This window comes from Marinomonas sp. CT5 (assembly GCF_018336975.1).
GTDB lineage: Bacteria > Pseudomonadota > Gammaproteobacteria > Pseudomonadales > Marinomonadaceae > Marinomonas.
On the sequence record NZ_CP025572.1, the window covers coordinates 782,515 to 802,758 of the forward strand.

The 20,244-nt window shown below is 44.0% G+C and carries 19 protein-coding genes; 10 read left to right on the top strand and 9 right to left on the bottom strand.

Features of this window, described 5'->3' with window-relative positions; genetic code table 11:
* Positions 1-6: 6 nt before the first annotated feature.
* Both C0J08_RS03745 and C0J08_RS03750 read right to left on the bottom strand, forming a co-directional pair.
* Positions 7-1,596 carry a bifunctional protein tyrosine phosphatase family protein/NAD(P)/FAD-dependent oxidoreductase gene (locus C0J08_RS03745; protein WP_212654783.1) on the bottom strand — a complete coding sequence of 530 codons (1,590 nt, stop codon included), beginning with the start codon at positions 1,594-1,596 and terminating at the stop codon, positions 7-9.
* A gap of 102 nt (positions 1,597-1,698) precedes the next feature.
* Positions 1,699-2,580, bottom strand: a complete 882-nt coding sequence (locus C0J08_RS03750; RefSeq protein WP_212654784.1) for an MBL fold metallo-hydrolase — start codon at positions 2,578-2,580, stop codon at positions 1,699-1,701.
* A gap of 227 nt (positions 2,581-2,807) precedes the next feature.
* Between C0J08_RS03750 and C0J08_RS03755 the strand changes: the two genes are divergently transcribed.
* The 3 genes from C0J08_RS03755 to C0J08_RS03765 all read left to right on the top strand — a co-directional run bounded on the left by C0J08_RS03755 (position 2,808) and on the right by C0J08_RS03765 (position 5,613).
* Entirely contained in the window at positions 2,808-4,160 is a 1,353-nt protein-coding gene (locus tag C0J08_RS03755; protein WP_249344630.1) for a sigma-54 interaction domain-containing protein, read from the top strand.
* Positions 4,161-4,289: 129 nt separating this feature from the next.
* A complete protein-coding gene (locus C0J08_RS03760; protein ID WP_212654786.1) occupies positions 4,290-4,823 on the top strand; it encodes a YbhB/YbcL family Raf kinase inhibitor-like protein in 534 nt (177 codons plus the stop codon).
* 19 nt (positions 4,824-4,842) lie between these two features.
* Positions 4,843-5,613 (top strand): helix-turn-helix transcriptional regulator, encoded by a 771-nt coding sequence (locus tag C0J08_RS03765; RefSeq protein ID WP_212654787.1) that lies wholly within the window; start codon positions 4,843-4,845, stop codon positions 5,611-5,613.
* Positions 5,614-5,689: 76 nt separating this feature from the next.
* Here the strand turns inward: C0J08_RS03765 and C0J08_RS03770 are convergent, their stop codons facing one another.
* The 5 genes from C0J08_RS03770 to C0J08_RS03790 all read right to left on the bottom strand — a co-directional run bounded on the left by C0J08_RS03770 (position 5,690) and on the right by C0J08_RS03790 (position 11,195).
* Positions 5,690-6,832 carry an ABC transporter permease gene (locus C0J08_RS03770; protein ID WP_212654788.1) on the bottom strand — a complete coding sequence of 381 codons (1,143 nt, stop codon included), beginning with the start codon at positions 6,830-6,832 and terminating at the stop codon, positions 5,690-5,692.
* Positions 6,822-7,763: an ABC transporter ATP-binding protein gene (locus C0J08_RS03775; protein ID WP_212654789.1), complete on the bottom strand. Its 942-nt coding sequence runs from the start codon at positions 7,761-7,763 to the stop codon at positions 6,822-6,824. Before C0J08_RS03775 ends, C0J08_RS03770 begins: the two co-directional genes overlap by 11 nt.
* Positions 7,760-8,707: an HlyD family secretion protein gene (locus tag C0J08_RS03780; protein WP_212654790.1), complete on the bottom strand. Its 948-nt coding sequence runs from the start codon at positions 8,705-8,707 to the stop codon at positions 7,760-7,762. The genes C0J08_RS03775 and C0J08_RS03780 overlap by 4 nt, the downstream gene beginning before the upstream one ends.
* A complete protein-coding gene (locus tag C0J08_RS03785) occupies positions 8,704-9,375 on the bottom strand; it encodes a TetR/AcrR family transcriptional regulator (RefSeq protein ID WP_212654791.1) in 672 nt (223 codons plus the stop codon). Before C0J08_RS03785 ends, C0J08_RS03780 begins: the two co-directional genes overlap by 4 nt.
* A gap of 197 nt (positions 9,376-9,572) precedes the next feature.
* The gene (locus C0J08_RS03790) at positions 9,573-11,195 is read right to left on the bottom strand and encodes a methyl-accepting chemotaxis protein (RefSeq protein ID WP_212654792.1); all 1,623 of its coding nucleotides are present in this window, start codon (positions 11,193-11,195) and stop codon (positions 9,573-9,575) included.
* A 277-nt stretch (positions 11,196-11,472) separates the two neighbouring features.
* Between C0J08_RS03790 and C0J08_RS03795 the strand changes: the two genes are divergently transcribed.
* The 3 genes from C0J08_RS03795 (at position 11,473) to C0J08_RS03805 (ending at position 14,433) form a co-directional block, all read left to right on the top strand.
* Positions 11,473-12,606, top strand: a complete 1,134-nt coding sequence (locus C0J08_RS03795; protein ID WP_212654793.1) for a methyl-accepting chemotaxis protein — start codon at positions 11,473-11,475, stop codon at positions 12,604-12,606.
* Positions 12,607-12,613: 7 nt separating this feature from the next.
* The gene (locus C0J08_RS03800; protein WP_212654794.1) at positions 12,614-13,456 is read left to right on the top strand and encodes a nitrate- and nitrite sensing domain-containing protein; all 843 of its coding nucleotides are present in this window, start codon (positions 12,614-12,616) and stop codon (positions 13,454-13,456) included.
* 143 nt (positions 13,457-13,599) lie between these two features.
* Positions 13,600-14,433 (top strand): SDR family NAD(P)-dependent oxidoreductase, encoded by an 834-nt coding sequence (locus tag C0J08_RS03805; protein WP_212654795.1) that lies wholly within the window; start codon positions 13,600-13,602, stop codon positions 14,431-14,433.
* A gap of 27 nt (positions 14,434-14,460) precedes the next feature.
* On the opposite strand, the gene C0J08_RS03810 is transcribed toward C0J08_RS03805, so the two are convergent.
* The gene (locus C0J08_RS03810) at positions 14,461-15,465 is read right to left on the bottom strand and encodes an alpha/beta hydrolase (RefSeq protein ID WP_212654796.1); all 1,005 of its coding nucleotides are present in this window, start codon (positions 15,463-15,465) and stop codon (positions 14,461-14,463) included.
* A 17-nt stretch (positions 15,466-15,482) separates the two neighbouring features.
* Positions 15,483-15,770 (bottom strand): HlyU family transcriptional regulator, encoded by a 288-nt coding sequence (locus C0J08_RS03815; protein WP_212654797.1) that lies wholly within the window; start codon positions 15,768-15,770, stop codon positions 15,483-15,485.
* Positions 15,771-15,929: 159 nt separating this feature from the next.
* Here C0J08_RS03815 and C0J08_RS03820 point away from each other — a divergent pair, with 159 nt between their 5' ends.
* The 4 genes from C0J08_RS03820 (at position 15,930) to C0J08_RS03835 (ending at position 20,240) form a co-directional block, all read left to right on the top strand.
* Positions 15,930-16,919, top strand: coding sequence for a LacI family DNA-binding transcriptional regulator (locus C0J08_RS03820; RefSeq protein ID WP_212654798.1), 990 nt, complete (start codon positions 15,930-15,932; stop codon positions 16,917-16,919).
* Between the two features lie 168 nt (positions 16,920-17,087).
* The gene (locus tag C0J08_RS03825; RefSeq protein ID WP_212654799.1) at positions 17,088-18,326 is read left to right on the top strand and encodes an ABC transporter substrate-binding protein; all 1,239 of its coding nucleotides are present in this window, start codon (positions 17,088-17,090) and stop codon (positions 18,324-18,326) included.
* A gap of 93 nt (positions 18,327-18,419) precedes the next feature.
* Complete coding sequence (locus tag C0J08_RS03830; protein ID WP_212654800.1) at positions 18,420-19,337, top strand: carbohydrate ABC transporter permease; 918 nt, start codon at positions 18,420-18,422, stop codon at positions 19,335-19,337.
* Between the two features lie 9 nt (positions 19,338-19,346).
* Positions 19,347-20,240 carry a carbohydrate ABC transporter permease gene (locus C0J08_RS03835; protein WP_212654801.1) on the top strand — a complete coding sequence of 298 codons (894 nt, stop codon included), beginning with the start codon at positions 19,347-19,349 and terminating at the stop codon, positions 20,238-20,240.
* Positions 20,241-20,244 lie beyond the last annotated feature (4 nt).

Sequence of the window (20,244 nt, forward strand, 5' to 3'; positions counted from 1 at the left end):
CTCTCGTTACTTACGCATTGTTGGCTTAACGAACCATTCATAACCTTTTAACATGCCATGCCAGTAGAAAGGAGGCAGTAAATCTTCTTTCAGCATCCAGGCAAGATAAGTTGGTTTTGTGCCATCATTCAGCCATTTAGGGAAAGTGGGTAACAGTTTTCCTCCGTAACCAAATTCCGCCAATACAATTTTGCCGCGTTCGACCGTAAGTGGGCAGGACCCATAACCGTCGTAGATCGCTCTGAGTGTTTTTCCGTCTATCGCATCAACAATGTTTTGTGCAACGACTGGGGCTTGTTTACGAGCCGCCGCCATGGTTTTTGCGTTCGGGGTGTTGGAAACATCACCTAATGACCAGATATTCTTGAATTGAGTGTGTTGCAAGGTTTCTTTATCCACATCGACCCAGCCAGCATCATCGACTAATGGGCTTTGGCGAATAAAGTCTGGTGCGGTTTGTGGTGGGCAAACATGCAGCATATCGAACTCTGTTTCTACGATGGTTTGATCGCCATTTTGGTCTGTAGTAGCGAAATAGGCGCGTTTATTTGGCCCATCTACCTTGATTAAGTTGTGGGTGAAGTGGGTGTTTATTTGGTATTTTTGAATGTAACTTTCTAACGCCGGTACGTATTCAGGGACGCCAAATAATACGGCTCCAGCATTGTAGAAAGCTACATCAATGTCTTGCTGCTTATCTTTTTTCAACCAATGGTCGCAAGACAAATACATGGCTTTCTGAGGGGCTCCCGCGCATTTGATCGGCATAGGAGGCTGGGTAAATATGGCTTTACCACCCTTTAAGTTTTTGACTAATTCCCATGTGTAAGGGGCTAAATTATATCGGTAATTTGATGTTACGCCGTTGCGCCCTAACGTTTCTGATAAACCTTCAATGGCATCCCAGTTAAGTTTGATTCCTGCTGCCACAACCAAGTATTGATAAGCGATGTGCTGGCCGTTTTCGAGCACAACTTGGTTCTCATTTGGCAAAAAGGTTTTTACTGATTCTTTTAGCCACTTTGTATTGGCAGGAATGACGTCAGTCATGTTACGGCGGGTATTGGCGGCCTTGAAAACACCACCGCCAACAAGCGTCCAGCCGGGTTGATAAAAATGACTTTCAGCTGGGTCAATTAAACAAATTTTTAAGTTTGGTTTGCGTTTTAATAAACTGGAGGCTGTTGAAATACCTGCCGAACCGGCGCCAACCACCACAACATCGTATTGAGCTGTTGCTGTGCTGCTTTGAGGGGATGCCGTTGTTGACGCTTCTTGAGCGGCCTGCCAAATTTGGCTTGAGCGGTTACCTGTTCGGCAATAAGCGTGAACATTATCCGCATCTTTAATAGCGGCTTGAAATGCCGTGACGTCTGAAGCTGTCATTTGTCCACCAACAAATGGGATATGTTCAGTTTGAATATTTTTTTCTTTAGCGTAAGCGGCCACTTCGGCAAAAGGCAGTTGTCCTTCTTCTTCACCATCTGGTCGGTTACAGATGATAAGCGTGACACCGGATTCTGCTAAAACGTCTACATCGGCTAAGCTTATTTGTTCAGACACCGAATAGGTGTCTGTGATTTGTTTACGTAACATGGCTATTCTCTCGATTTGGGCCCCTGCACGATTACTGCAATTGTGACTTCGTGAAACGGCATCTATTTATTATTGGTCGTTAGTTGCTCTTGTTGTTACGGTTTACTTAAACGCATTCAAAGGAATCTTTAAGTAAGACAAACCGTTACTTTCTGCTTCTGGCATATGTCCTGCTCTCATATTGATTTGCAGAGATGGCAAAATCAGACGAGGCATGGCCAATGTCTTGTCGCGCGTTTCACGCAATTCAACAAAGCTTTCCTTGCTCATGCCTTCTTTGACGTGAATGTTTAGCTTGCGTTGGGCTTTTACTGTGGTTTCATATTCCAATTCGCGACCATTTGGGCAGTAGTCATGACACATGAAAATGCGATGGTCTTCTGGTAGCGCTAGGATTTTTTGTACCGAATCAAATAATACGCCAGCATCGCCACCGGGGAAGTCCGCACGGGCGGTACCAGCATCAGGCATAAATAAAGTGTCACCAACAAAGATCGCATCACCTAAAACATGGGTGAAGCAGGCTGGTGTATGACCTGGTGTATGAAGCGCCGTACATTGCATTTCACCAATGGTGAATTGCTCCCCGTCTTTGAACAGATAATCAAACTGAGAGCCATCATGTAAAAAGTCAGCGCCTTCGTTAAACACCTTGGCAAAGGTTTCTTGGACTGTGGTGATTTGTTCGCCAATACCAATTTTTCCACCAACTTTGCTTTGAATGTAAGGCGCAGCAGAAAGGTGGTCTGCATGGACATGAGTCTCAATTAACCATTCTACTTTTAGTTTGTGCGTTGTGACGTACTCAATGATTTCATCTGCACTTTTGTGGGAAGTACCACCAGAGGCATAGTCGAAATCCAATACACTATCAACTATGGCACAACTAGAAGACGCAGGGTCTTTAACGACATAAGAAAAGGTACTGGAGTCTTTGTCGAAAAATGCCGCCACTTCAGGTTTGGTTACTATTGTATTTGTCATGTTTCACCTCGTTATCTAATTTTCCATAAACTCAAATGATCTGCTCATTTGATGGATTAATAATTCTAATAGAGCAGAAAGTGTGCCAAGGTTTTTGGTTTCAAATAAACTATTGAAATAAAAGGGTTTAATTTTATTTCAGATAAAATTTGTTAAATTAGAATTGACTAATGTTATGTCTATTGTCATATTTGACTATAGTTTTTGACAAAAATGGCAAATTTGTGATGAATATTATCGCGTCTGATTCCTCTTCCTATAAAAGCCTAGCCAGCATGTTAGAAGGCTATGATTGTCCAGCCATTTTAGTATCGGTGGATTATCGAATTCTTGCCATTAATCAGCACTATCGAGACGAATTTGGAGAAGTTCCTTTGCAGCAAAATAAACGCTGCTTTGAAGTCTCCCATGGTTATAGTGTTCCCTGTGATGAAGCGGGTGAGGATTGTCCTTTGTCAGCGACCTTGCAATCTGGCCGCAAAGAGCGAGTGCTGCATATCCATCAAACGCCCAGAGGCAAAGAGCATGTTGATGTGGAAATGTTGCCAATTCATGATGAACAAGGGCAACTGTTATTTTTTGTTGAATTATTACGCTCTGTGTCAGTTGCCAGTGTTCAAGACAGTAGTCAGAAATTAGTGGGGTCTAGTAAAGCGTTTAATGACATGTTGGAAAAGATCACTCGTGTAAGCCACAGTGATGCGTCTGTTTTGTTGCTTGGAGAATCCGGCAGCGGTAAGGAGCTAGTCGCTCATGCACTTCACCAAGGTAGTCACAGAGCAAATAACTCAATGGTGACATTGGAGTGTGCAGGACTGACTGATTCTTTGTTTGAAAGCGAGTTGTTTGGGCATGTGAAAGGCTCTTTTACCGGTGCTCATAGTAATCGTGTTGGTTTAGTTGAGCTGGCTAATGGTGGTACGCTTTTTCTAGACGAAATCGGTGATGTGCCGCTCTCAATGCAAGTTAAGCTATTGCGACTCATTGAAACGGGGGCTTTTCGTCCGGTAGGTTCTTCAAGTGTGAAAAATACGAATTTCCGATTAGTCTGCGCGACTCATAAGAACCTTGCTCAAATGGTGAAAACAGGTGAGTTTCGCCAAGATTTGTATTATCGGATTAATGTATTTCCTATCCATGTGCCTTCTTTGCGAGAACGACAAGACGATCTGGTTTTACTTACTAACACTTTGTTAAAACGCATTAGTAAGCGTAAGGAGTACCATCTTACTGATTCAGCGATGCAAGTGTTAAAGCAATATAACTTCCCCGGTAATATTCGTGAATTGAGCAACATTCTTAATCGAGCAACTCTCTTAACAGATACGAACTTGATTGAACAAAACACGATTCAAGCATGTTTAGAGATTGATCGAGAGCTCGATCCTTTGGCGGAGACGGCATTCGCTCCACAATCATTCAATGTTACTCATTCGGGTGAAGACAAAGAATGGATGGATTTAAAAACCGCAGAAAAGCGTTATCTGTCAGAGCTTATGGCGTTTTATCAAGACGACAAAGAGCAAGTGGCTAAAATCGCAGGAATCAGTTTGAGGTCTTTATATCGGAAACTGGAGTAATTGTTTGTTTATGCCAAAAGTATCAAAAAGTATTTTGAATTGTTTTAAATAGATACTTTTAGTAGGGTTTGTGTTGTTGGGAGCTCTTACTATAACCACTCTTAAGTTGGAAACAGTAAGGGGAACATAATGAATAAAGAGTTTTTTGCTGCCGCGGCTTTGAGTAGCTTAGTATCTATGAGTGGCTATGCATTTGAGCTAACCAGCCAAGATATTCAAGAGGGGCAGAAAATACCGCAAGCCTTCGAGTTTGACGGTTTTGGTTGTTCAGGATTGAATAAATCTCCTCAACTTCAGTGGGTGGGTGCGCCAAAAGGCACAAAGAGTTTTGCTATTACTGTTTATGACCCAGATGCACCATCAGGCAGTGGCTGGTGGCATTGGTCAGCATTGAATATACCTGCTTCGGTAACTTCTTTGCCTCAGGGAGCAGATTTAGCTAAGTTTGGTGCCACAGAGCTGAAATCTGATTACGGTATTGTTGGTTTTGGCGGCGTTTGCCCTCCTCAAGGAGATAATATGCATCGCTACCAATTTACTGTTTGGGCGTTGCCTGTGGAAAAGCTGGATTTAAGTGTCGATGCATCGGCCGCGTTAGCTGGTTTTACCGTTCGTAGCATGGCAATTGGTAAGGCAATGCTAATCGCGCCTTATAATCGTTAATTATCTACTAGGAGTAAAAATGCGTCCCGCTTTTAAAGTCAGTCAAGTGTATGGATTGCAAACACAACGACTGCGCAATGTGGCCATTCTTACTCCTAGCCTTTTCAAAATTCGTTCAGGCCGAAAACGCTTATTCTGGAATGAAGACGTTGTGGACTTTGATGCATCAACTATCTTGTTAACAAAAGCAGGACAAAAACTGACTTTTGAAAATGAGCCAACAAAAGAACGTTTTCTGTCCGTACAAATGAGCTTTATATTACCTCCACCTGAGTCAATGATACAGCTAAGCAAGTCTGTAAATGACGAGAAGTTGCCTCGTTTTAAACCCACCCATGGTTTAATGGCGAGTCTTGATTTTTTGCTGGAGTTAGACATAAATGAGTTGAGTGAGGCGGCACAAGCTTATTGGCTAAATGGCTTTTATCAACAGCTCGCTGAAGTAGGAAAGTTACACCTAATTTTTGACGGACATGCCGTTTCTTTTGAACAAAAAGTGACTGAGTTTTTACAACAAGCACCATGGGAGGATTATCAATTGGAGCAAGTAGCTGAGCACTTTTTAATGAGCCGAGCGACTTTAATTCGTCGCTTGAAAGAAGACAATACGCAGTTTAGAACTCTGTTAACTCGAGTGCGAATGAACCATGCTATAAGTTTGATGCAACAAGGTCATCGGCAACAAATAGACATAGCGGTTCGGTGCGGTTACCAGTCTCAAGAGCGATTTAGTCAGCGTTTCTTTAAGTCGTTTGGCGTCACGCCAAGTGAATACATTAAGACGCTTTAACAGATCATTGTTCAATTCAAGACTGGTTTTTCTGTTTCTGCTTCGTTTGATTCTTTGTACTTAGTCTATTTTTAAGTTACCTCAGTTTTTTCTTGAAGCGTAATGACGCCATGATGATTCCGCCTACAGTGAACAATCCTAACCATAATGCATCTTTACCCAATAAAAGTAGGCTGGCGTCGCGCAAGGCGATAGCGCGGATCATGCGCATGAAATGGGTGACGGGCAGGGCCTCGGCAATCCATTGTGCAGCCACTGGCATAGCATCGTAAGGAAACATAAAGCCGGACAATAATATGGATGGCAGGAGAATAAAGATGGTCATTTGCATCGCCTGCAATTGCGTTTTGGCAATGGTTGATAGCACCAGTCCAAGGGTCAAGCTGGCAAAAATAAATAACATGGAACCGCCGATTAGTGACAGTAAATTGCCTTGTATTGGCACTGAAAATACCCAATGACCCACACATAAAATAATGGCGACTTGTAATAGTCCGACCAGAACATAGGGGGCTATTTTTCCTATCATGAGTTCCATTGGTCGGACGGGTGTGGTGATGAGAAATTCCATATTGCCGTGCTCATGTTCCCGAACGATGGCGGCTGAAGTAAATAAAATCATTGTCATGGTGAGAATCACGGCCACTAAACCAGGAACAATATTCACGACAGTTCTTTGTTCAGGGTTGAAGTATTGTACAACTTCGAAGCTCGGGGCGGTTCGTATTGCTGTATGGTTGCCCACTTCATCTAAAGGCATATTGCGTAATGCTCTGATGGAGGAGGCTATGACGGTATCTGAGCCATCGACAATCCATTGGCCAATCGGCAGGGTGAGGGGGGAATTTATCTGTTTATGATCGTAGTGTGGATGATTGAAGAGACGACGAGTCATATCCGCAGGTAAATAAAGAGCCGCTCTAATTTCGCCTTTGGTGATGGCAATCTCGGCGTCTTTTATGGAACGATATCGAGCAATAAAGTCGACCGATTGTGTCGCTACAAGCGCTTGTTCGACAGCACGGCTTTCGGATGTCTGGCTAAGATCAACAAGGCCAACTGGAATGTGTCTGGCGTCGGTGTTAATTGCATAGCCAAACAGCATGAGCTGTACCAGTGGAATCATCACAATCATGCCGAAGGTCATTCTGTCGCGGGAAAGCTGTTTTAGCTCCTTAATGAAAATGGCATAGACTCTGATCCATATGCTAATCCCCATTGCGTCCTCCTGTGCAGGTGACAAATACATCTTCAAGACTAGGGCGAGCCAATATGGTTTCTCTGCCATCGCTGAGTGTTGAGATGTAATCGAGAGGGTTCTGTACTTTTTTTTTCACTAGCACTCTGAGGTGAGATCCGATTTGTGCGGCTGAGAGTATGTCTTGGTGTTGACTCAGTGTTTGTTTGAGTTGTCTTAATTTGTTTCCGCTGACTTCCACCACAGTGGCTGGCATGGCGTCCATTAGTGCTTGAGGTGAGCCATCAGCGCGTTTATTACCTTCTTCCATGATTGCCAAAGCATGGCAACGTTCGGCTTCATCCATGTAATGGGTGGACACTAGAATAGTGGTGCCAGCGGCGCAGAGGTCGAACAACCTTTCCCAGAATTCGCGACGGTTTTCTGGGTCGACGGCCGAGGTTGGCTCGTCGAGAAAGAGTAATTCTGGAGAATGTAACGTGGCGCAGGCCAGAGCGAGACGTTGTTTTTGACCACCACTCATAGAACCTGCAAATTGCTTGGTTTGTTTTTCCAAATCATACAGTGCGAGCAGTTCTTCGATCCGAGATTTTTTACGCTTTCCAGCAAAACCATAAATGGCACCAACAAAATTTAGATTTTCTCGCACGGTTAGGTTGTCGTATAAAGAGAATTTCTGTGTCATGTAGCCGATGCGTTTCTTCAGAGATTCTTCATGTCCTGATAATGACCGACCTAAAATACTGACTTCGCCTTCGGTGGCTTCTAATAAGCCTGTTAGCAGTCGGATGCTGGTGGATTTTCCGCAACCATTGGGTCCAAGAAAGCCATAAATACTGCCTTTTGGGATGTTTAAATCGAGTTTGTTTACCGCAATATTATCGCCAAAGCGTTTGGTTAGCCCTTTGGCTTCAATGGCGTATTGTATTTTTTCGCAGTGGTCGAAAGTCATGGTAAGCGTACCTCTACAGCTAATCCTGTAGGGAGTTTGTCGGCGTCAATAAGGTCGATATCAGTTAAGTACATAAGCCGAGCTCTATCTCGTTCGTTGAGCGCATAAAACGGTGTATAAGCTGGCTGTGAGCGAATATTTCGAACACGTCCTTGAATCGGAGAGTTGATATCATCGGCATAAACATCAATAGCATCGCCTGCTTTTACCTTGGTGAGTGCGCTGGCAGGTAAATAGACTCTTGCATAAGGATGTCCAGAGGAAAGTAAACTGATGAGTTGTGTGCCAGCGCTGACACGATCACCCATGTGCCAAGGCAGTGTGTCAATGGTACCGTCAAGCGGTGCTTTTATGGTGAGGTCTTCGCGAGCTTTGGTCTGCCAGGATAATGCGGCTTTTGCGGCTTGAACTTTCGCGTTGGATTGAGCTATATCTTCTTCTCTAGCGCCATTTTTTAGTTCTAGCCATTGGTCATGGGCTTGCTGTGCTTTGGCTTTACTGCTGTCTCTGGTGGCTTTGGCAGCATCAAAATCGGCTTTGCCGACCACTTTGCTTTTATAAAGCTGTTCGATACGTTGGTACTTTAATTCGGCTTCTTTACTAGCCGCTTGTGTGGCTTCTAACGCGGCTAATGAGGCGCTTAATTGTTCTGGTCGTGTGCCAGCCGTTAGCGCACTCAGTGCAGCATTGGCTTGATCAAGCTCTGCCCTGCGTTGCGCAATAAGCGCATCCGCACTGCGAGTGTCTAACTGTAACAGGGCATCGCCTTTGGCGACGCTTTGTCCTTCCTCGACATTCACCAACACAATTTGTTCTGAGGCAGGAGCTGACAAGATAATTCTATCGCGCTCGACATTCCCCATGGCATAAGTCGGTTCCTCCGATTGGCAAGCGGTCAGTAAAGTGAATAGCAGTGTGACTAGTAGAGTGTGATGCCGCTTCATTTTTGCTCACCTTTTGTCTGGTTAGGTTCTGATGGAGAAGTAAAAAAACCTTGTTCTAATAAAGTCTGATTGTGATCGGCAAGACTTAATAAACGGTCTTCTGTGAGTTCGATTCCAAGTTGTTGTTGAATATATTTGGGTGCCAGTATCGGGAAGACCATGAGACTGACAAAGCTGAGCCGAATCCATTCAGGGTTAAGATTGGGGTTAATTTGTTTTTGTTGTTCAAACACTTCGATCCATTTTTCAGAACGTTTTAGGATGTTACCGATGACGCCCGTTACAATGCTAAAAGCATCGGGATTATCTTGTTGGCTAAGGATGGGAAGAATCAGTTTTGGCAGCATGGGGTTCTTAGCAATCATGCGATAATACGTTTGCATAAGCAGTAATGGGTTTGGTGGAGTATTTGGATCTATGTCGGCTTGGAATTGTTTGATAACTGGCGCTAAGGTTTCTTCTATGATGGCTTCAAATAAGCCGGCTTTAGAACCGAAGTAATAACGAATCATGGCCGCATCAACTCCCGCTGAAAGCGCAATTTTTCGTGTCGAAACCTTGTCATAACCGTGCTCAGAGAAGCAACGTTTAGCCGCCGCAATCAAATTATTACGAGCACAGTTTTGCTGGTTTTCAGATTGCTTGGGGCGGCCTATTTGAGTTGTCATTGCTAGTTCCAATTTGATTAATTCATCTAGTGATGAATATAGGCTATTCAGCTGTAATAAGTTACTAAGAAAATTCCTCAAAATGATATTTAATGGGGGATTTCTTTAAAAATGTGGAAAGGTAATTTTTGTTTTTGCTTCAGGCAAAAAAAGAGATGAGTGGCTCGCTCATCTCTTTTTATTGGAGGGTGGGGTAATCAAGCAAACTGGAATTGTTTGATTTTTTTACTTAACTCATCGGTCATTTTGGCAATCATGGTACTGCCATCAGACACTTGCTGCGAATCTTCTAATACTTTTTCAGAGACCTCACGAATGCCCATAATATTGTGGTTCATTTCTTCTGCCACTGCGCCTTGCTGTTCTGCCGCCGACGCGATTTGATGGCTGCGGGCGGATACGTCATCCACTTGGGCTAGCATATTTTTCAGGTTTTCAGCGGCATCATGCATTCTATCGGCACCACGCTCAGCTTGTTCAGTGCTGCTAGCCATTGACGTTGAGGCTTCTTTTGATTGGTGCTGTAGTTTTTCTATGATTGCGCGAATTTCGACCGTTGAACCTTGTGTTCGGCTAGCCAATGAGCGAACCTCATCGGCCACAACGGCAAATCCTCGACCCAGCTCTCCAGCACGTGCCGCTTCGATTGCTGCATTTAAGGCAAGTAAATTTGTTTGTTCGGAAATATCACCAATTACACCTAAGACGGAGTCAATATCACCGGTTTGCTCAAGCAGTTTGATGATGACATCGTTAGCGCCTTCTATATTTTTGGTTAGGCTTTGGATGTCCTCATTGGTGGCGTCTAAGTCTTGGCTGCTTTGACGAGTAATGTTTTGTACGGTTTGCGTCGCATCTGCTGTGTCTTTGGCATGTTGCGCAACGTCACGAATGGAATAAGACATCTCGTTCATTGCAGTAGCAAGCATTTCGACTTCTTGGAATTGGTGATCCATGCCTTGCTTAGTGTGCAGGCTGTTACCTTGCATTTGCACACAAACGGCTTGCAGTTCAGTGACGGCATGGTCGACTTCTAGCAAGGTATCATTAAGTGATACTGATACATGGTTTGCCGCATTGGCTAATATGCCTATTTCGTCTTTACGTTGCATATTGAGCTGTTTGGTTAAGTCACCATCAGAGATATGTTGCAGGTGTTCTGTTACCGTTTTCAGTGGACGTGTGATATTACGCACAATGGTGACACTTACAATAAGAGCAAGAACGACTAGCATTATTTCGACAATGGCCGATTTTCGCGCCGCATGCCAGAAAGTCGCTTTTACATCACTGTATAGTACACCGCTGCCAATCACCCATCCCCATGGTTTGTAACCTTTTACGTAAGAGACTTTGTCTTCAGGTTGTGAAACTTGTGGCCCTTTATAGGCGTAATGTACATAACCTTCGCCGTGTTTTTTCACCACAGAAACCATTTCTTGCCAATGATGAAAACCGTTTACATCAGTGACATTTGACATGTCTTTGCCAGCATTTTGAGGTTTAAATGGGTGCATAAGTAGTTTGGCTTGCATGTCATTGACCCAGAAGTAACCATCTGAACCAAAGCGTAGTGCTGATAGTGCCGCTAGCGCGGATTTTTTGGCTTGAGCTTCACCAATAACATCGGCTTGGTCACCATAGTATTTTACTAGGGAGTAAGCGTTATCCACTTGCTCTTTGACTTGTTGTTGGCGTGAGTTTAGCAGCTCACTGTGTAGTTCACTGTAGGCGATAACGCTAAAAACAATGAGCAAGGTAACTAAGCTACTAATAAGCCCCCATAGTTTGTAGCTTACCTTTATTGAACTGAGCTTCATGTGACATCCCTTCGTTATTTATGTGTATTTTATAAGTAAATATTATGGGCCCGAGGAATGCTGAATATTGTGATCAAAGTCAAGAAAACACTACTTAACATTTCTTTTGCTTAAATAATGTTCATTAGGTTCTATGGCATTATTATTGCTTTAATCTACTTTAGATACATCAAATCAGCGGGGCTTGCTCCTGCTAGGCAAAGGCGCCTGAATCTGCAGCAGTAATTTAGCAGCAGATTCAGGCGCCTTTTTTGTACAGCATTGGAGGTACAGGAATATGAAGTGGTTTACTTACCCAGCGTTTTTGTTGTTACACACACTAGGCATCACGAGAATGCTGTGTATGTTATTGGTGTTCTCCCTCGTTGCGTACCTGACCACGCTAGTCGTACCGACAAGGTTTGTAGAGTTATTGTGGGTAACATTTGCTTATTTCTCGCTCACCAGTTTATGGCTTTTAAAACAAGAGGTCCATCAGCTGCAATACAATTACGATGAGACGACACCGGACAATGAAAATGAGTCTGTCAGCGCGACCCAGTGGATTTTGTTAAAGTCTGTTAGTCGTGGTTTTCAGCAGTGGTTAAACCGCGAAAAACGTCAACAACAGCTGTTACAGCAGCGTTTGGATGAGATATCACATTCTTCCCATGAGCTTGAACAAAGCGCTGCTTTGGTGACTCGTAATGCCGAAGGGCAAAGTGATTCGGCGTCAGTCGCGGCGGCGGCGGTAGAAGAATTGAATGTGAGCATTGTACAGGTGGCGGCATTGGCGGCAGACTCTCGACAGACTAGCATTGTCGCTAGTGAACAGTTAGCCGATGGGATTAAACAGCTCACCAATCTGGTGCGGCAGATGTCCGAGATGGCGCAGCAAGCCATGGCAACGGATGAACTCATTCGTCAACTCAGTAGCAATTCACATGTGATCAATGAAATGTCCGGTACTATCCGCAGTATAGCCGATCAAACCAACTTACTTGCTCTTAATGCAGCTATTGAAGCGGCCCGTGCTGGCGAAAGTGGTCGTGGTTTTGCTGTGGTGGCTGATGAAGTGCGTCGTTTGGCCATGCATAGTCAAGAGTCGGCGACAGAAATTAGTCGCAATATCGAATCAGTACAGCAGTACATTAAGGAAGCCGCTGTTCAGGTTTCTGATTTGACCAGTGTGGCGAACCGCAGTGCTGAAGACTCAGAATCGGTACGCTCACTATTGAATCAAGTTCACCAACATACTCATCAATTAACAGGACAAGTGAGTCAAGTAGCGGCCAGTACCGAGCAACAGGGACAGGCTGTAGCGGAAATCGCAGAATTGGCTGAGCGTGTTCGTCGGGGGAATGCTGATAATCTGCAAGCTGCCGATCAGGCACGAACCATCGCTCACCATTTGGCTCATCTGACAGGATAATCTTAGTATGAATGCTGACTATACTTTACCGCTTTTGTTTACCGCTCTGATTATATTCGCATTGTTGTTTTATAGCCTGCATTGGCGTTTGCAACAAAAAAAGCGCTTACATATTCAATTGAACATTCGCCAATTGGCATTGCTACGAATACTTATTGCCGAGTTTCAGCGTCATCGAGGTCTGAGTAATGGTGTGCTCTGTGGCGACACCAGTATGAGTCAGGATCTTGCCATAACCCGTAAAAAATTGGATCAACATATTCTCACCGCTCAAGAGTTTAATGGTGCACACCGGAACGCTTGGAGCGGTGTGATTGATCACTGGTCGCGTTTGCGTGAAGGGCGTAATAGTGATCGGGCGAATAATCTTGTTCAGCATCATTTAATTATCCGCAACAGTATATTTTTGATGGAAGATGTCGCCAGCGAAATAGATTTAACTCAAGGTTTGCCTGAACTTGGTTACTTGCCTTGCATCTGGCGTGAGGTGATTCAAGCAGCGGAATGGGCTGGTCAGGCGCGTGCTTTGGGCACTGGCATCGCTGCGGCTGGACAAAGTAGTGTTGAACAACGAGTAAGAATGCATTTTCTTTATCAGAAAATTGAGTTGCTAGCAGGAAAGGCCTTCGCCACTCTGAAGCATCATGCGACAGAGTACCCGCAGATGAATGAGTTTAATCTGCAACATGGTGAGCAAGTCGTGGCTAACTTTCTTGGTTGCATAAAGCAGGAGTTGCTCGGGTCAGAGGCTCCTGTGATTGCTGCAAAAACGTATTTCCAGCAGGCAACTCAAGCAATAGATGAGTTGTTAGCTTTGGTGGATACGGCATTGGGGCAGCTGAATCAATGAGAAACCGTTTCTTTTTCTCATTGGGTTTATGAATAAAATTTTAGGATGTTATTTATTGGATTTTGAAGAGAACAGAGAGCGCACATTTTCAATCTATTTTGCTACCATCCAAGCTCTGAATGTTTTTTTCATAAGGAAGCGTAATGCAATACTCTATTTTGATTACTGGATGTTCCACAGGGATTGGGCTAGAAGCGGCAAAAATGCTTCAAGAGCGTGATTTTCTGGTCGTTGCAAGTTGCCGTAAACAAGAAGATGTAGAGGTTTTGCAGGCACAGGGTATTAAGCATGTTGTTCAATTAGATCTGGCCGACTCAGCTTCGATAGAAAAGGGGTTGCAAGAAACCTTGGCTATTACCAATGGTCAGTTGTTTGCGCTGTTTAATAATGGTGCTTATGGACAACCAGGGGCGGTTGAGGATTTACCTGTTGAAGCGTTACGAGCACAATTTGAATGCAATTTTTTTGGAACGCACGAGCTGACAACGAAAGTGTTGAAAGTCATGATGGCTCAAGGCTATGGACGGATCATCAATAACAGTTCTGTGCTTGGCTTAGTGGCCGCACCTTTCCGCGGGGCTTATAACGCCAGTAAATTTGCCTTGGAAGGTTTAACGGATACACTGCGTTTGGAGTTATCAGATACGCCAATTAAGGTGTGTTTAATTGAGCCAGGTCCGATTGAAAGCCGTTTTCGTGCGAATGCCTTGCTTGCTCTAAAAGATAACATCGACATAGAAAATAGTCGTCACCAACAAGGTTATGCCGATGCCATTGCGCGTTTGAGTAAAGAAGGAGTCACTTCCTCACAAACCTTGCCTGCCTGTGCGGTGGTCGAAAAACTGATTCATGCATTGGAATCTACTCGACCAAGAGCCCGCTACTATGTGACCTTGCCAACTTATGCGGCGGTCTTTATGAAACGCTTCCTACCTACCTGTCTGTTGGACTGGGTGATGAAACGCCAAGGCTCTTGATCATTAGCGTTTTGTTATCTGTTGTTATTAATCGAGGTTTTCCAGCCAATTTGTCATGGCGGATAAATAGGCCTTGCGAGCAGGCGGATGGGATAAATATAAGTCGTGAAAGCCCTTTGCTATGCTGACTTTGGTTAAATTAGTGAAGGTTCTTTCGGCGGCCTGCTGCATACTATCGACGTCTAACACACCATCGCCTTGTTGTGTTTCTTCCACCGTGAGTTTGCCGATACTACTCTGCTCCGAGTGGCACATTAGAGTAGAGATACTAAGCTGTTGATGGGCTAAATTACGCTGAGCCACAATCACTTCTCTTAACCAATGAAATGATAAATCAAAGCCCTGAGAAGGCTTCCAATCTAATCGGTAATCCCACTCACCGCCATAAATGGTATGAAGTGATTTTGAGTAAATGTTGATTTTTTTGGCTCTTAAGTACGAAAAAGGCAACAAAGATACTAAGATTCGTACTGGCCAGCTGACGTAGTTTAATACAGCTGGTGGGAAAGGTAGGGCGAGAAAGGGACTGTTTAGCATGAGTCCAATGACTTCAGGAAAGGCTTTGTTGTAATGGCTTTCTCGTTCTGGAGGAGCATAGGGTTGTGCTAAATAAGTCGATAGCACTAAACCACCAGTAGAATGCCCAAGTAGGACAACCTGATCCACACCATCTTGTTTCATTGTCGCCAAGGCAATGTCTAAATCTTGGCCATATTGTTCAATGGATTCACACCAGTTTGGAGGTGTGGAAGGACGAATGGATCGACCGTAGCCTTGTAAATCTATGGCATAGAACCGATAACCCAACTTAACAAAATGTTCAGCTAATCCTGTCTGGAAAAAGTAATCTGTGTAGCCATGCACGTATAAAATGGCTTTTGTTGCGTCTGGGTTACCTGTGTGGTGGATTAGCGTGGTGTGAACTTGAGTTCTCGGCCCCGCAAAGGCAAAGGTGCGTGCGTGAAAGTCAGCGCCCAATAGGTCTTCACATTCGCTAACTTGTTGCCAGTGTTGTCCTATTGGTGCGCTCATTCTGTTTTTCCTTTGAATTAACGAAAAATATTCTCGCCAAGTTGGTCGATGGTTAGCTTGGCTTTGCGTAAGGTTATTTCAATACATTCATCGCGGTTCGGCATGAGATCTGAGCGAATAAAGTTATGTGTTTTTTGCTCCTCGCCTTCACCTTTGGTGATGGTTGCCGCCACTCTGTATTGCCCACCATCTTTCATTGGTGCTGGGGTGATAGAGAAACCTTTGTGTTCAACGACGTCTTCTGCTTTTTCTGGTGCGCTTTCGCCACCCGCAAATAGCCCTTTGAGGCCAGATAAAATACCCATGAAATTACTCCTATATTTTTTCGTTATTTTTCGGGGATTTGTTGTAATAGTCAAATGCCGTCGTATTATTTATTTTACCGGTTACAGAATTACCACAGGATAATCATACAGTCGAAGTATAATCATTTTTTGGCGTTTTCTTTTTTCTAGGATAGCAGTTTGAAAAAAACAACCAGCACTATTACTCAGGTAGCCACACTTGCCGGTGTTTCTAAAGCGACGGTTTCTCGTGTATTAAGTGGCACTACGCCAGTGAAAGAGGAAACGCGGAATCGAGTGATGGATGCGGTTGATAAGCTTTCCTACAGCCCTAATCAGGCTGCTAGATCATTGGCGAGTAATAAAACCTATACCATTGGTTTAGTGGCTTCGCGGATCGATACGGCCTATTACGGTCCTGCGGCTAGTGGTGTTGAAAAAGCATTACGTGGAGGCGATAGGCACGTTATTATTGCCAGTGGCAATGGCTCTTTGGAAGGAGAGCGTGAGGCCGTAGATTTTTTGATTAAACGCCAAGTTGATGCCCTAGTATTGATCACTAATTTTTTACCAGAAGAAGAGATCTCTCAAATTAATCTTCGATGTCCAGTGTTTGTCTTAAATCAGAACTTTCCTAGTGGCGAAGATCATCGCATTTTTTTTGATAATTTTGCGGGCGGTGAAATGGCCACTCAATACCTTATTGATAAAGGGCATAAAAAAATTGCGACTGTGACAGGACCGTTATGGAAGCATGATGCTTATCAGCGTTATTTAGGGTGTCAAAAAGCATTACAAAGAGCGGGGTTGTCTCTACATTCTCAGTATGAAGGAACATTTAGTTCGAGCTCTGGTATGTGTCAAATGAAGTCTATTCTTGCCCTTGAAGATAAGCCAACCGCGATTTTTTTCGCTAATGATATTATGGCTATGGGGGCGCTTCATGTCTGTGCCCAACAGGGTATTAAAGTCCCTGATGATATTGCCATTATCGGCTTTGATGACCTTGATATGTCACAATATTATTCTCCGAGTATTACCACCATAAAACTTCCTTTGTATGAAATGGCAGAAGCCGCAGCTTACCTGCTTTTAAATACTATTTATGGAACACAATACACCATCAAACACGCTTTCTCTCCCGAATTAGTTATTCGTCAGTCTGCTTAGAACGCACTCCTCAACTGTGTAAAAAAATAGTGAAAAATATTGACGGCACTCTTTTGTTGGTTAATATTTGTTCATGAAAGCGGTTTCATGTTCCAGTTTTACCGCTTCAACTTAACCCTTCCCTAAGGAAGGGTGGAGGACAAAAACCCAATAGAGGATAAAAATAATATGATGGGTAAAAAACTGTTTGCTGCCACAATCGGGGCAGGATTTATGAGTGTATCGGTTCAAGCGGCTGATGTTGAAGTAATTCATTGGTGGACATCGGGTGGCGAGCAAAAAGCCGTCACCGTGTTGGCTGAAGAATTTGACAAACTAGGCAAGGATAAATGGGCCGATACAGCTGTCGCACTGGGAGAAAATGCTCGGGCGTTGACTATGCAGCGTATTCTTGGTGGTGACGCACCGGGGGCGGCACAATTCAATACTTCTCGTCAGTTTGAAGAATTGATTGAAGAAGGCCTTCTCCTTGATCTTTCTCCTGTTGCTGAAAAAGAAGGTTGGAAAAGCTTTATTCGTCCTTCCAGCATCTTAAACCCTTGTATGAAAGACGGTGGCATTTACTGTGTGCCAATCAATATACACTCTAATCAATGGTTATGGACTAACAAAAAAGTCTTTGCCGATGTCGGAGTGAAGGAACCGCATACGTGGAAGGAGTTTTTAGCGGTTGCACCAAAAATTCGTGAAGCCGGTTACATTCCTTTGGCCTTGGGTGGGCAAGGCTGGCAAGAACGTCATTTGTTTGACGTTGTTTTAATCGGAGTCACCGATAAAGAGTTTTGGAAGCGCTTATGGAAAGATAAAAGCGTAGACGCCGCTGGCAGTGAACAAATGCGTACTGTATTCGAGACATTTGGTGCGTTAAGGAATTTCATTGACGAAGGTTCGCCAGGTCGTAACTGGAATGATGCCACCAACATGGTTATTACTGGTAAAGCGGCAGCGCAAGTCATGGGGGATTGGGCTCGTGGTGAGTTTGCGGCCGCAGGTGAAGTTGCTGAGGTCGACTATGGTTGTATTCCTGGCCCTGCTAAACGACCTTCTCTTACTTTAGGTGGCGATGCATTTATCTTCCCTAAAACCTCGGACAAAGCTCTTGAAGCTGCCCAAATGAAAATGGCTTCTATGATGTTGAGCCCATACATTCAAGCTAAATTTAACAATGCCAAAGGTTCTTTACCTGTTCGTGGCGATGTCGACCTCGATGTTGCGGATGCCTGTATGAAAAAAGGCCTCGCTTTATTGGATGACCCAGAAGCGACTATGGCTCCTGCCAATGCCTATATCACTGAAGACACCAATGGCCAGATACAAGACCTCGTCTCTACCTTCTGGAATGAGCCAAGTATGTCTGTTGACAGTGCTTTGAAAATTTTCAAAGGCATTATCGAAGACGCGGAGTAATCTCCGCACATGAATGGCCGCCAATTTTTTATTCTGCTACGAATATAGAAAGTTGTATTGGCGGTTCAATCTTGGCTTTAAAAGGAGTTTAAGATGGAAGAGACTATGGCTACTTCAGTAAAAGCGTCTAAACCACGACGTGCCAAACGCATCCAAATTTCTTCATTAATCGCAAGTGTCCCTATGGCTGTTGTCGCTATTGGAGTGTTTGTGGTTTGCGTTGGTTATTCGGTGATGCTTTCGTTTACCAAATCTCGTTTGTTTCCTAATTTTAAGTGGGTTGGATTCGATCAATATGAGCGCTTATGGGGGACTTCTCGATGGTTAGTATCCGTTGAAAATGTCTTCTTATACGGCGTGCTATTTATTGCTTTATGTTTAGTATCTGGTTTTTTTATGGCGGTCTTTCTGGATCAGAAAGTACGCTTTGAAAGCGGTTTTCGCACTCTATTTCTTTATCCTTATGCCATGTCCCTAGTGGTGACGGGGTTGGTTTGGCAATGGATGATGGAGCCTTCTTTAGGAATCCAAAATGTCGTCCAGCGTATGGGCTGGGAGTCGTTTGAATTTGCGCCTTTGGTGAGTTCTGAGTACGCCATTTATGGCGTATTGATTGCTGCGGTTTGGCAATCTTCTGGGCTTGTCATGGCGCTTATGTTAGCCGGGTTACGGGGCATTGATGGTGAGATTTGGAAAGCGGCTCGTGTGGACGGCATTCCAACGTGGAAAACTTATCTTTTCATTGTTTTACCCATGATGCGACCTGTGATGATCACTTCTGTTGTGTTATTGGCCGTTGGGGTGGTACGGGTTTATGACCTGATTGTTGCGCAAACTGGCGGTGGTCCAGGTATGGCGACTGAGATGCCTGCGAAGTTTGTCATTGATTATATCACGGTACGCAGCAACGTTGGTTTAGGTATGGCCGCAGCGACCATGATGTTGCTTCCCGTTTTATTGGTGATTGGTCCTTGGATTTATCGCGAATATGTTCGTCCAACGAAACATTAGGAGTCGATCATGGAACAGATTCAATTAACTGGTCCGCAAGGGCCAAAGCCAAAAAAGACGACTGTCTCACGATTTGGCGTGTATGCCTTTTTATTTAGTGCTGCGATTTTCTTTTGTATTCCTTTGTATGTGATGTTGGTTACATCCATGAAAGGAATGCCTGAAATTCGTCTTGGGGAATTGTTTGCTTTACCAGGTGATCCCAATTTTTCGGCTTGGGTAAAAGCATGGTCCGAAGCTTGTACAGGGGTTGAATGTAATGGTATTCAAGCGGGGTTTTGGAATTCGGTAAAAATTACCATCCCCAGTGTGGCGATATCTATAATCCTTGGTTCATTAAATGGTTATGCCTTGTCATTTTGGCGCTTTAAGGGCTCTAATTTGCTATTCGGTATTTTACTGTTTGGCGCCTTTGTGCCTTTTCAAGTCGTGATTTTTCCATTGATTATTTTTCTGCGGGAAACTGGGTTATATGGTTCTTTAGCTGGAATTATTTTGATCCACACCATTTTTGGTATGCCCATTATGACCTTGCTATTTCGCAACTATTTTTCCTCATTACCGGATGAGTTATTCAAAGCCGCTAGAGTTGATGGGGCGAATTTTTGGCAGATTTTTTTGCAAATCATGATGCCTTTATCCATTCCTGTAACGGTAGTCGCAGTGATTTTACAGACAACTGGCATTTGGAATGATTTTTTATTGGGGCTGATTTTTGCCGGTCGAGAGAATCTGCCAATGACGGTTCAGTTGAATAATATTGTGGCCACCACATTTGGTATTCGTGAATACAACGTCAACATGGCGGCAACGATTTTGACAGCCTTGGTGCCGTTGGCGATTTACTTGTTGTCCGGTAAATATTTTGTGCGTGGCATAGCGGCTGGCGCGGTGAAGGGGTAAGACT